The organism is Hohaiivirga grylli (genome assembly GCF_039655745.1).
Taxonomy (GTDB): domain Bacteria; phylum Pseudomonadota; class Alphaproteobacteria; order Rhizobiales; family Beijerinckiaceae; genus Hohaiivirga; species Hohaiivirga grylli.
In genome coordinates, this window is sequence record NZ_JBBYXI010000003.1 from 135,545 (window position 1) to 147,900 (window position 12,356).

6 protein-coding genes and 1 pseudogene are annotated in these 12,356 nt (G+C 49.9%); 4 read left to right on the plus strand and 3 right to left on the minus strand.

Annotation, left to right across the window (positions count from 1 at the left end; genetic code table 11):
* Positions 1 to 90: 90 nt before the first annotated feature.
* Complete coding sequence (locus tag WJT86_RS08815; protein ID WP_346337198.1) at positions 91 to 1,512, minus strand: glutamate synthase subunit beta; 1,422 nt, start codon at positions 1,510 to 1,512, stop codon at positions 91 to 93.
* Between the two features lie 24 nt (positions 1,513 to 1,536).
* Entirely contained in the window at positions 1,537 to 6,198 is a 4,662-nt protein-coding gene (gene gltB, locus WJT86_RS08820; RefSeq protein ID WP_346337199.1) for a glutamate synthase large subunit, read from the minus strand.
* 649 nt (positions 6,199 to 6,847) lie between these two features.
* Between gltB and WJT86_RS08825 the strand changes: the two genes are divergently transcribed.
* The 4 genes and pseudogenes from WJT86_RS08825 (at position 6,848) to WJT86_RS08840 (ending at position 12,108) form a co-directional block, all read left to right on the plus strand.
* Positions 6,848 to 7,906: a threonine aldolase family protein gene (locus tag WJT86_RS08825; RefSeq protein WP_346337201.1), complete on the plus strand. Its 1,059-nt coding sequence runs from the start codon at positions 6,848 to 6,850 to the stop codon at positions 7,904 to 7,906.
* Between the two features lie 64 nt (positions 7,907 to 7,970).
* The gene (locus tag WJT86_RS08830; protein WP_346337560.1) at positions 7,971 to 10,712 is read left to right on the plus strand and encodes a [protein-PII] uridylyltransferase; all 2,742 of its coding nucleotides are present in this window, start codon (positions 7,971 to 7,973) and stop codon (positions 10,710 to 10,712) included.
* A 132-nt stretch (positions 10,713 to 10,844) separates the two neighbouring features.
* Positions 10,845 to 11,465: pseudogene (grpE, locus tag WJT86_RS08835) on the plus strand (nucleotide exchange factor GrpE); the annotation flags it as partial.
* Positions 11,466 to 11,577: 112 nt separating this feature from the next.
* Positions 11,578 to 12,108 (plus strand): STM3941 family protein, encoded by a 531-nt coding sequence (locus tag WJT86_RS08840; RefSeq protein WP_346337202.1) that lies wholly within the window; start codon positions 11,578 to 11,580, stop codon positions 12,106 to 12,108.
* A gap of 80 nt (positions 12,109 to 12,188) precedes the next feature.
* On the opposite strand, the gene ykgO is transcribed toward WJT86_RS08840, so the two are convergent.
* Positions 12,189 to 12,314: a type B 50S ribosomal protein L36 gene (gene ykgO, locus WJT86_RS08845; RefSeq protein WP_346337203.1), complete on the minus strand. Its 126-nt coding sequence runs from the start codon at positions 12,312 to 12,314 to the stop codon at positions 12,189 to 12,191.
* Positions 12,315 to 12,356 lie beyond the last annotated feature (42 nt).

The following is a 12,356-nucleotide window of genomic DNA, read 5'->3' on the forward strand; positions in this document are numbered from 1 at the left end:
TTATAAAGTTAGTGCTGGCTCCCTAAGCTAAAATAATAACGCCGCCTCTATAACTGAGGCGGCGTTATTGGAAAGTGCTGTCTTCAAAATTTAGCGTGGTAGGTTGGTTGTGCCCATCAGGGCCTCATCAATGGCTCTGGCAGCCTGCCGCCCTTCACGGATTGCCCAGACAATCAGGGATTGTCCGCGGCGCATATCACCGGCTGCAAAGACATTGTCGAGTGAGGTGCGGTAGTCCCGCTCATTGGCGACAACAGTCTGGCGCTTACTGATCTCCAAGCCTTGTTCTGACAGAAGACCTTCCAGTGGGGAGCCGGCAAAACCAATGGCAAGGAAAGCGAGATCAGCCTGAATGATGAATTCAGTTCCTTCAATCGGAACACGCTTTTCATCGACACGGGCACAACGGACGCCAGAGAGAACACCTTTCTTCTCAACCATGCCAAGAGTTGCAGCCTGAAATTCACGCTCAGCACCTTCTGCCTGGCTTGAGGAGACGCGCATCTTGGTTGGCCAGTAAGGCCAGACTGTCAGCTTATCTTCCTGCTCTGGTGGCTTGGGGCGGATATCAAGTTGTGTAACGGATAAGGCACCTTGACGGAAAGCTGTACCCACGCAGTCGGAGGCCGTATCGCCACCGCCGATGACGACGACGTGTTTGCCGGCTGCATGAATATCCTCATCCTCAAATGCTTCTTCCATCAGGCGCTTATTCTGTTGTGTCAGATAAGGCATGGCATAGTGAACGCCTTTGATTTCCTGTCCGGAAATCTCGGGATCACGCGGGTTTTCTGCTCCACCTGCCAGAAGGACGGCATCAAACTCAACCCGCAGAGATTCAAGCGTACGGGTGACGCCAACATTCACGCCGCAGTTGAAGGTAACGCCTTCTGCTTCAAGCTGATTGATGCGGCGGTCAATATGGTATTTCTCAAGTTTGAAATCGGGAATACCATAACGCAGCAGGCCACCCGGGCGTGCCTCACGCTCAAAAACATGTACGTCATGACCAACGCGTGCAAGCTGCTGTGCGGCAGCTAAACCGGCAGGGCCAGAACCAACAATGGCAACACGCTTACCTGTCTGCGTTGGAGAGGGGGCAGGCTTAATCCAGCCCATTTCCCAGGCCTTATCGGCAATAGCCTGCTCAATTGTCTTAATGGTGACAGGTGCATTCTCAAGATTGAGTGTGCAGGCTTCTTCACAGGGAGCCGGGCAGGCACGGCCCGTAAATTCAGGGAAGTTGTTGGTGGAGTGCAGGTCCTGAGCGGCCTGTTCCCACTTGTTGTGGTAGACCAGATCATTCCAGTCAGGAATCTGGTTGTTGACCGGACAGCCTGTCGGGCCGTGGCAATAAGGGACGCCACAATCCATACAGCGGGCGGCCTGCTTTTTGAGATCAGGCTCATCCAGTGCAAGCGTGAACTCGTTGAAGTGGCGGATGCGTTCGCCTGCAAGCTGATACTTCTGCTCAAGACGATCATATTCTAGAAAACCGGTGACCTTGCCCATGGCAGTGTTGCTCCGTTTCTTAAATTATTCTGCGGCCTGCATTGAGCGGGCGCGTTCCATTTCACGCAATGCGCGACGATATTCGACTGGCATGACCTTGACGAACTTGGAGCGATACTCTTCCCAGTTATCAAGAATCTGGCGTGCGCGGGTCGATCCCGTATAGGTGAAATGGTTTGAGATAAGTTGCATCAGACGCTCTTCATCGTGACCTGACATATTGGCCAGAATGTCGATACGCCCTTTGGTTTCAAGATCACCGCCATGATGGAGAAGGCGACGGTTTAAGTCTTCCTCTTCCTCGACAGGTTCAAGATCAACCATTGACAGGTTACAGCGTGCGCTGAATGAATTGTCCTCATCCAGAACATAGGCAATGCCACCTGACATACCTGCTGCAAAGTTACGACCGGTCTGGCCGATAACGACAACAACACCGCCTGTCATATATTCACAGCCATGATCACCTGTGCCTTCGACAACGGCAACTGCCCCGGAGTTGCGGACGGCGAAACGTTCGCCTGCAACACCCCTGAAGTAAGCTTCACCAGCAATGGCACCATAGAGAACGGTATTGCCAACGATAATGGATTTTTCAGGTGAAGCTTTGCAGTTTGGGTCAGGTTTGACAATCAGCTTGCCACCAGAGAGACCCTTGCCGACATAGTCATTGCCATTGCCTTCAAGATTAAAGGTAACACCTGCTGCGAGCCATGCACCGAAGCTTTGACCAGCTGTGCCCTTCAGGGACACATTGATCGTGTCTTCTGGAAGACCCTCGTGCCCGTATTGCTGAGCAACAATACCGGAAAGCATGGCGCCAGCTGAGCGGTCAGAGTTCACAATGGTTGTTTCAATTGTCACCGGTTTCCCGGTTTCAATTGCAACCTGTGCCTCTTTGATCAGCTTGCGATCAAGGATTTTCTCAATCGGATGCTGCTGGTTTTCAATATTTCGGATGGCAACATCAGCAGAAACTTCTGGCTGATGGAAGATATCCGTAAAGTCGAGACCATTAGCCTTCCAGTGCTTGATTGCGTGGTTACGGTCGAGCGCTTCAACCTTACCCGTCATTTCATCAAGGGTTCTAAACCCAAGCTGAGCCATCAATTCACGGACTTCTTCAGCAACGAAGAAGAAGTAATTGACGATATGTTCAGGCAATCCCTTGAAGCGCTTACGTAAAACAGGGTCTTGCGTCGCAACGCCAACCGGGCAGGTGTTCAGGTGACACTTGCGCATCATGATACAACCGGAAGCGATCAACGGTGCGGTTGAGAAGCCAAATTCATCAGCGCCGAGAAGTGATGCAATGATGACATCGCGTCCAGTTCTCAAACCACCATCTGCCTGAAGACGAATACGTCCACGTAGGCGGTTCAGCACCAGCGTCTGCTGGGTTTCCGCAAGGCCGATTTCCCAAGGAGAACCGGCATGCTTGATGGAAGTGAGAGGCGAGGCACCCGTACCACCATCAAACCCGGAGATTGTGATGTGATCAGCACGGGCTTTGGCAACACCGGCGGCAACCGTACCAACACCGACTTCTGATACCAGCTTGACCGAGATATCTGCGGCCGGATTAACATTCTTCAGATCAAAGATCAGCTGAGCCAGATCTTCGATTGAGTAGATGTCATGGTGTGGTGGTGGAGAGATCAGGCCGACACCCGGTGTGGAGTGACGGACCTTGGCGATCTTGGCATCAACCTTATGACCGGGGAGCTGCCCACCTTCACCAGGCTTGGCACCCTGTGCCATCTTGATCTGGATGACATCACCGTTGACCAGATACTCTGTCGTAACACCAAAGCGGCCAGAGGCCACCTGCTTGATTGCAGACCGCTTGGAACGCCCATCAGGCATTGGCTTGAAACGAACAGGCTCTTCACCGCCTTCGCCTGTGTTTGACTTTGCACCCATGGTGTTCATGGCAATTGCCATTGTCTCATGGGCTTCACGAGACAGGGAGCCAAAGGACATGGCGCCTGATGAGAAGCGCTTGACGATTTCCTGAGCTGCTTCCACTTCTTCAACCGGGATGGCTTTACGGCCAATCTCTTCTGCTGTGCGAATGCGGAACAGGCCACGGATTGTTTTCAGGTGTTTATCCTGATCTGAGACCAGACGTACATATTCATCATATGTTGCCCGCGAGTTGATACGGACAGAGTGCTGAAGTTTGGCAATGGCATCCGGGCTCCAGACGTGTGCTTCACCACGCTGACGGAAGGCATATTCACCACCGACACTCAGGGCATCGCGGTGCAGGAGTGATTTACCGAAAGCTTCTTCATGACGTGCAACAGTTTCGCGGGCAATCTCTTTAATGCCGATGCCGCTGATTGTTGAGGCTGTGCCGAAAAAGTGTTTGTCAACGAGGTGAGTATCCAGGCCAACAGCATCAAAGATCTGGGCTCCACAGTAGGACTGGAAAGTGGATATGCCCATCTTGGACATCACCTTGAGGAGGCCCTTATCAATCGACTTGATATAACGCTTGATGATTTCCTCTTCATCAACCTCTTCGGGCAGATCCTCTTTCATGGCAAGGAGCGTATCAAATGCCAGATAAGGATTGATGGCTTCTGCACCATAACCAGCCAGACAGGCAAAGTGATGAACTTCACGCGGTTCTGCGGTTTCAACCACAAGCCCAACGGAGGTTCTCAGACCTTTACGGATAAGGTGGTTATGAACGGCAGCTGTTGCGAGAAGGGCAGGGATTGCAATCCGGTCCGGGCCAACCATACGGTCAGACAGGATGATGATGTTGTAGCCGCCATGAACCGCAGCTTCAGCCCGGTCGCAGAGGCGATCAACCGTATCTTCCATACCATCAATGCCCTGCTCTGACGGGTAGGTGATATCAATGGTCTTGGTATCAAAACGATCTTCGAAGTGGCCGATACAGCGGATTTTCTCGAGATCATCGTTCGTTAGGATTGGCTGGCGGACTTCAAGACGCTTGCGGCGTGACGTGCCTTCAAGATCAAAGATATTCGGGCGAGGGCCGATGAATGAGACAAGGCTCATCACAAGCTCTTCACGGATCGGGTCAATCGGTGGATTGGTGACCTGCGCAAAGTTCTGCTTGAAGTAGGTGTAAAGCAGCTTTGATTTATTCGACAGGGCTGAGATTGGTGTATCCGTGCCCATTGAACCAACAGCTTCCTGACCTGTGACAGCCATTGGCTGCATGATCAGCTTTAAATCTTCCTGCGTGTAACCGAAGGCCTGCTGACGATTGAGCAAAGATACGTCTGAGCGGGCAGAGCGCGCCTGAACAGGATTCAGCTCTTCAAGGAATATCTGCGTCTTCTTCAGCCAGTCCTTATAAGGGTGAGCCGTTGCAAGGTCTTTCTTGATATCCTCATCGGCAATGATTTTACCCTTTTCAAGGTCAATCAGAAGCATCTTGCCGGGCTGAAGACGCCACTTCTCAATGATGTCTTCTTCCGGAATTGGCAGAACACCCATCTCGGAAGCAAGAACGACAAGACCATCTTTTGTGACGATATAGCGGGCTGGGCGCAGGCCATTACGGTCAAGTGTTGCACCGATCTGGCGACCATCAGTAAAGGCGATGGCGGACGGGCCATCCCATGGCTCCATCAAAGCTGCATGGTATTCATAGAAAGCACGGCGCTCTTCATCCATAAGAGGATTACCAGCCCATGCCTCAGGAATAAGCATCATCATGCCGTGGGCGAGGGAGTAGCCCCCCTGAACCAGAAACTCGAGGGCATTATCGAAACATGCCGTATCGGACTGCCCTTCATAAGAAATCGGCCACAGCTTTGAGATATCGTTTCCAAACAACTCACTGTCGACTGATGCCTGGCGGGCTGCCATCCAGTTAACATTGCCCCGTAATGTATTGATCTCACCGTTATGGGTAACCATGCGATAGGGGTGAGCAAGCTGCCATGTCGGGAATGTGTTGGTGGCAAAGCGCTGGTGCACCATGGCCAGTGCGCTTTCAAAGCGCGGATCCTGAAGATCTTTGTAATAAGCCCCAAGCTGGGTCGCAAGAACCATCCCCTTGTAGACAACCGTTTGTGACGAGAGGCTGACAGGATAGTACTGATGCATGCGCGCATCTTTGAGATCATAGACAGCGTTGGAAACCACTTTGCGCAGAAGGAATAATCTGCGTTCAAAGGCAGCACGGTCTTCGTTCTCTTTCGCCTTACCGATAAAGACCTGACGGTGAACCGGTTCACTGGCAAGAACCGCTTCGCCCAGATCGGAATTATCGACAGGGACATCGCGCCAGCCAAGTAAGGTCAGGCCTTCGGCAGTGATAACTTTCGCGAATAAGTCTTCAATCAGAGCACGGGCATCGGCATCTCTTGGCATGAATAATTGTCCGACACCATAGTCACCGGGTTCAGGTAACCAGACGCCGAGTTTGGCACATTCTGCAACGAAGAATTTATGCGGAATCTGAACCATGATACCGCAGCCGTCGCCCATCTTGGGATCAGCGCCGACAGCGCCACGGTGATCAAGATTTTTGAGTACCTCAAGACCCTGTTCGACAATCCTGTGGCTTTTCTTGTTGTGCATGTTTGCAACAAAGCCCATGCCACAGGCGTCTTTTTCACGGGCCGGGTTATACAAGCCCTGTTTTCGAGGGAGGCCGGGGCCACGTGCTTTAATGGTTGCCATATCTGCATCCATTACAGTGTTCTCCGGGAGACTTTGAAGAGACTGGTCATCTCTCGACATGTCTTTGTTCATCCTCGACCTCACATAAAAATCATAAAGGTGCTCACATTTTCAGCGGGGAGTGGAGCTTCGGGGCAGAAGAACCTTTTACCCGCCGGTTTGTTTGGGGCGGGTATTTCACCCACTCCAGGCGGGGTTTTCGTGGCAGTTTCAGCCGCGATCATCCCGCGCTACCCGTGTTTTTCGGGTAGCTGGTTCGGTAATTCGTTTTGTTGTCGTCAGAGTAAGTATGACAGGACGAAACATCGAAAACCTCGGGTAGGACCAATGTGCCAACGGGTATTGGCTAAAAGGGACAGCAATGCTGTCCTAACTAGGCCACATTGGCAGATTTCTAAATTAGGCACAAGTGGTATTTAGTCATAAAAAGAAAGAAGATTGCGATTTTATGACGCTGTTAGAAATAAATGGCATTATATTTGGTTGTTTGTGTAATTCGAGAATGCTTATGAATTGCTGAAAAACTGTAAAATTAAGGGTTTTAAAGCAATTGCCATGTTATGACACTTTTTCTCTCATCCATTAGTTCATAGATCACGTAAGGGATTACGATTGGTGGTAATGAGGATGATCGGTCAGTTTAATGTTTCAGGGTGATGTGATGGATTTCGGTTCCGATAACTTTTGGGGTGCGAGTGATCAGGTTCTCGCTGCCTTGGCCGCTGCAAATGAACGCTCGGCTTCTCCTTATGGAAGTGATGTCGTTACCAAACGGGTGGAACAGAAGTTTTCTGAAATTTTTGAGCATGATGTTCGTGTGTTTCTCGTTGCAACCGGGACAGCTGCGAATGCTCTGTCACTCGCTGGTTGTGTACCGCCCTGGGGGATGACGGTATGTCATAGTGAAGCTCATATTAATACCGATGAATGTGGAGCACCGGAATTCTTTACCCATGGTGCGAAGCTGGCAACTATTCCCGGCGTTGCGGGCAAGATGTCTGCCAGTGCAATTGAGAGTTTTGTCAGTGGCCTGTCTGATGGTGTTTATCAGATGCCTGCTAAGGCGGTTTCCATTTCTCAGCTAACGGAAGCAGGAACACTTTACAGCCTTGAGGAAATCAAAGCGATTTCTGCAGTTTGTCGTAAGCGTGATCTGCCTCTCCATATGGATGGAGCAAGGTTTGCCAATGCACTTGTATCACTTGGCTGCACAGCTGCTGAGATGACCTGGAAGAGTGGTGTAGATATTCTATCTTTTGGCGGTAGCAAAAACGGATGCTTTGCGGCAGAAGCGATTGTTGTTTTCAAGAAAGATCTGGCGCCAGATATGGATTACCTTCGTAAGCGCGCGGGCCAGACGCTTTCAAAGGGGCGTTTCTTGGCTGCCCAGTTTGAAGGGTATTTTGCTGATGACCTTTGGCTGAAAAATGCGATTCACGCCAATGCGATGGCATCATTGATGAAACAGGGACTGGACAGTATTTCTGGTGTCAGGCTTCCTTGGGCTGTGCAGGGTAATCAGCTCTTCCCGATAATCAGTAAAAAGGCCTTCGCTGTATTAGGAGAGGCTGGTGCCACGTGTTTTGACTGGCATAGTGCTAGTCTGCCAGAGGGTGAAAAAGTCGGTGCCGATGAAGTGATGGTTCGATTGGTGACATCTTTTGCAACCAAACCGGAAGATGTTGAACGGTTCATCGGTATTCTCAAAACATCAAATTAATGGAAACTATTTCTGTCTTCTGTATGATGTTCAGGTGAGTGCTAGGGAAGGTCCGACAAAACGGATGTCTGTTTTTCAGATAGATGAATTTCTGGATACGCTGGGTGAAGAGGCATTTATGGATGCTAATTCGCTCCGTAAGGCTTTGGCCCCAAAGCTGAAAGACATGCTGCAAAGCGGACATGCCGAAGCAGAGCGTTTTCTCATCCGTAAAAAAAATGGCATTGCCTGTGCCCAGCGCTTATCTGCACAGATGGATCAGATCATCCATATTGCTTACGTCGCAATTGTTGAGCGTCTTTATAAACGAGCCAATCCTTCAAGTTCTGAACGTCTTGCTATTGTTGCGACAGGCGGCTACGGCCGGGACACATTAGCGCCCGGGTCTGATGTCGATCTGCTGTTTTTGCTGCCCTACAAGCAGACGGACTGGAGTGAGGGCATCATTGAGACAATGCTTTATCTTCTATGGGATTTAAAGCTTAAGGTTGGACATGCCACCCGATCAGTCGATGACTGTATCAATGAGGCAAAGGGTGACATCACGATCAGAACCTCCTTACTGGAAGCCCGCTTTCTCTTTGGAAACAAAGAGCTGTTCGAGGAAATGGAAAGCCGTTTTCAGGCTGACATTGTTCGCTCAACAGCTGCTGAATTTGTTGAAGCCAAACTCAAAGAGCGAGATGAACGTATTGTTCGGGTTGGTGCTTCCCGATATCTGGTTGAGCCAAACGTTAAGGACGGGAAAGGGGGATTGCGCGATCTCCATACGCTGTTCTGGATCGTCAAATATGTCTATGGCACAGCGGATATGGAAGAGCTGATAAAGCTCGGAATGATGGAAGAGGAAGCCCGGATTGCTGAAAGATGTACCGAGTTTCTCTGGCGTGTGAGGTGCCACATGCATTTTGCGGTTGGACGTGCGGAAGAACGTCTGACCTTTGATCTGCAGCCGATTATCGCCAAGCGAATGGGGTATAAGGGTCGTAGTGGTCTTTCAAGCGTTGAGCGCTTCATGAAAGCCTACTTCCTTATTGCTAAAGATGTTGGTGATCTGACAGCGGCACTCTGTGCGATACTTGAATCACAGCAGACAAAAAAGAAGCCGCTGCTAAACCGTATTGTTGCTCCGCTGAAGCGGCGGAAGAAAAACATACTGGGTGAGGATGATCTGGATTTCGTTGTCGACAATGACCGGATCAACGTTATCTCTGGTGCTTTCTCCCGCGATCAGATGAATCTGATCAAGCTGTTCTGGTTGTCGAGCCGGCATAATCTGCCAATCCATCCCGATGCCAAACGTCAGGCCTCCGTGCATGCCAAGGAGATCGGTCCGGCACTACGCAGAAGCAAGGAAGCCAACAGGCTGTTTCTGGACATTCTGACATCCAAGAACTTTCCCGAAGTTGTACTGCGTGCCATGAATGAAGCAGGCGTACTCGGGCGGTTTGTTCCTGAGTTTTCCCGTGTTGTCGCGATGATGCAGTTTAATATGTATCATCACTACACGGTTGATGAGCACCTCCTGCGCTGTATTGGTGTGATATCGGAAATTGAACATGGCAAGCTTGGGCATGAGCATCCGGTTGCTCATAGTATTTTCAAGACATTGCATCATCGTAGAGCACTTTATGTTGCAGCTTTTCTGCATGATATCGCCAAAGGTCGGCCAGAAGATCACTCCGAGGGCGGGGCGCGTATTGCGCAAAAACTATGCCCAAGATTTGGGTTGTCACCATCTGAGACAGACACGGTTGTCTGGCTTGTGCGCTATCACTTATTGATGTCTGACACGGCACAAAGACGTGATCTCTCAGACCCTATGACTATCAAAAATTTTGCTTCTGTTGTTCAGACAATGGAACGGTTACGTCTGCTTTTGATTTTGACTGTTGCGGATATTAAGGCTGTTGGTCATGGTGTCTGGACGGGTTGGAAAGGTGAGCTGTTACGCTCTCTCTATTATGAAACCGAGATTGCACTTGGTGGTGGGGAGACCATGAAAATTGGTCAGCGTATTGATGCGGCCAGACGGACATTGCGTGACGCTTTGCCAGAGTGGAGCGAAGACAACTTCAAGATTTATGCAGACAGACACAGTAAGGCTTACTGGACAACGGTGGAGCCTGCTCGTCAGGTCAAACATGCGCTGATGATGTCTGCAATGGAAGAGCGTGGTGATACCGTTTTGACAACGGTTGAGACAGATCACTTCCGTGGAGTGACAGAGCTTTTTGTTATTTCTCCTGACCATCCAAGGCTTTTGACGATTATCACCGGAGCCTGTACCGCTGCCGGGGCCAATATTGTTGATGCCAAAATCTTCACCACCAATGACGGAACGGCGCTTGATACGATTGTTATTTCCCGCGCGTTTGATCGGGATGAAGATGAAATGCGGCGCGGACAGCGTATCGCCCAGACAATTGAAAAGGGGCTGAAGGGGCAGGTCCGGATTGCTGATTTTGTGAAGAGCAGAAAACCCTCATCCCATAAGGCCGCACAGGCTGCCAAGACTTTCCGGTTAGGGGCTGAAGTTGTCATTGATAATGCGCTTGCCAGCCGACAGACCGTTTTGGAGGTTTCAGGGCTTGACCGTCCCGGACTGCTTTATGATCTGACATCAACGATTGGGCGGCTTAATCTCAATATCGCTTCAGCTCATATTGCCACTTATGGTGAGAAGGCGGTGGATGCCTTTTATGTGACGGATTTGCTTGGCACCAAGATTGTTCACCCAAGCCGCCAGAATACGATCCGTAAAGCCTTGATGGAGGTTTTCGCGGATGAGCATTATAAGAAATAGTGGCTTTCCGGGCTTATTTCACAAGCATGGCAAAAAATATCCCGCTGTGAGCATGAATCGCGATCTTCAATCTTGATTTGTCGGCTCGGAACCTCAATATGAAGAACAGTCCAATTTAATCAGCATGACGAGAATATGAGCGAACAGAACCATAATCCGGAAAACGAACAGAACATCCCTCCAGCACAGGAAGAGGCCAAAGCCGAAGGCGTTACGACGCCTGAACAGGCGGTTGAACTCATTACTGCTCTTGAGGCAGAGAGGAATGATCTGAAAGACAAGCTCCTGCGTACGTTGGCTGATATGGAGAATCTCCGTCGCCGTACGGCAAAGGAGATATCGGATGCGCGCGTCTACAGCACAACCAATTTTGCTAAAGACATGCTGACGGTTGCCGATAATATCCGCCGTGCACTTGATGCTATGCCCAAGGAGGCCCTTGAAGCTGCTGATGCTGCCGTAAAGGGCCTTGTTGAGGGTGTTGAGCTGACAGAGCGTGATCTGCTTAATACGCTTGACCGCCATGGCGTTAAAAAGCTTGATCCAATGAACCAGAAGTTTGACCCGAACTTCCATCAGGCAATGTTTGAAATTCCTGATGCAACGGTTCCGTCAGGCACGGTACTTCAGGTCGTTCAGACTGGTTATGCAATTGGTGATCGTGTCCTGCGCCCGGCTATGGTTGGTGTTGCTAAGGGTGGGCCTAAAGCTGCAGCAAACGAGGAAAACAGTACAGATCATTCTGCCAGCTGATAAATATTAATTTGTATAAATTTAAGCCCAGTCTGTTTCTGATAGACTGGGCTTTTTTGTATGCATAAAGATATGAAAATAAAAAATAATTTATTATCTAGATGGGCATGAAATGATTGATACTTCAAAGACTCTTACATTTAAAAGCTCTCCAAAGCAGCTGATCCTCGCGATGATCGGGTGTGATGTATTTATCCTGCTTGGTATCTTGATGGGGCTGAACGTGTTTGAGCCTTCTTTAGGTTTAAGCGAAAGCCCAGATTTCCTAATTGGTTATATTGGCGCTGCGTTGTTCTTTCTCTTTTCGTTGCTGATTATGCGGAGGTTACTGACCAGCAATGGAAAAGATGTCATCACAATTTCTCCTGCCGGTATTATTGATACGCGTATAGCGGCAAGTATTATTCCTTGGCAGGCAATTCTGAATATCTCGACTTGGGAATATCAAAGGCAGAAGATCATCGTTCTTACTGTTGATCCGCTCTTTGAACAGAAGCTTTCCTTGACGCGAATGGCCCGTATGACACGTACTGCCAATGCAAGGCTGGGAGCTGATGGCCTATGCATAACAGCGGCAGGTTTGAAGACTAGTTATGATGAGCTGTTTGGTCTTATCGTGGCTTACAGGAAGGACAGGCGATGATGTTGCGGGCGTTCAACCTGAGAATGGCAAATAAAAAACCCGGTTAAAACCGGGTTTTTTAAACCTTATTTCAGAAAGGCTTAGCCCTGACGAGCCTTGAAGCGCTTCTGTGTCTTGTTGATGACGTAAATGCGGCCCTTGCGACGAACCATCTGGTTGTCACGGTGACGGGCGACAATCGCCTTAAGTGAATTACGGATCTTCATCGTCCGATCTCCTACCACCGGGGTCTCGGGAGACCGACCGGA

Bases quoted from the DNA above. Each gene is read 5' to 3' on its own strand.
- ykgO (WP_346337203.1), bottom strand. From the start codon at position 12,314: ATGAAGATCCGTAATTCACTTAAGGCGATTGTCGCCCGTCACCGTGAC.
- WJT86_RS08825 (WP_346337201.1), top strand. From the start codon at position 6,848: ATGGATTTCGGTTCCGATAACTTTTGGGGTGCGAGTGATCAGGTTCTC.
- WJT86_RS08815 (WP_346337198.1), bottom strand. From the start codon at position 1,512: ATGGGCAAGGTCACCGGTTTTCTAGAATATGATCGTCTTGAGCAGAAG.
- WJT86_RS08840 (WP_346337202.1), top strand. From the start codon at position 11,578: ATGATTGATACTTCAAAGACTCTTACATTTAAAAGCTCTCCAAAGCAG.
- WJT86_RS08830 (WP_346337560.1), top strand. From the start codon at position 7,971: ATGTCTGTTTTTCAGATAGATGAATTTCTGGATACGCTGGGTGAAGAG.
- gltB (WP_346337199.1), bottom strand. From the start codon at position 6,198: ATGGATGCAGATATGGCAACCATTAAAGCACGTGGCCCCGGCCTCCCT.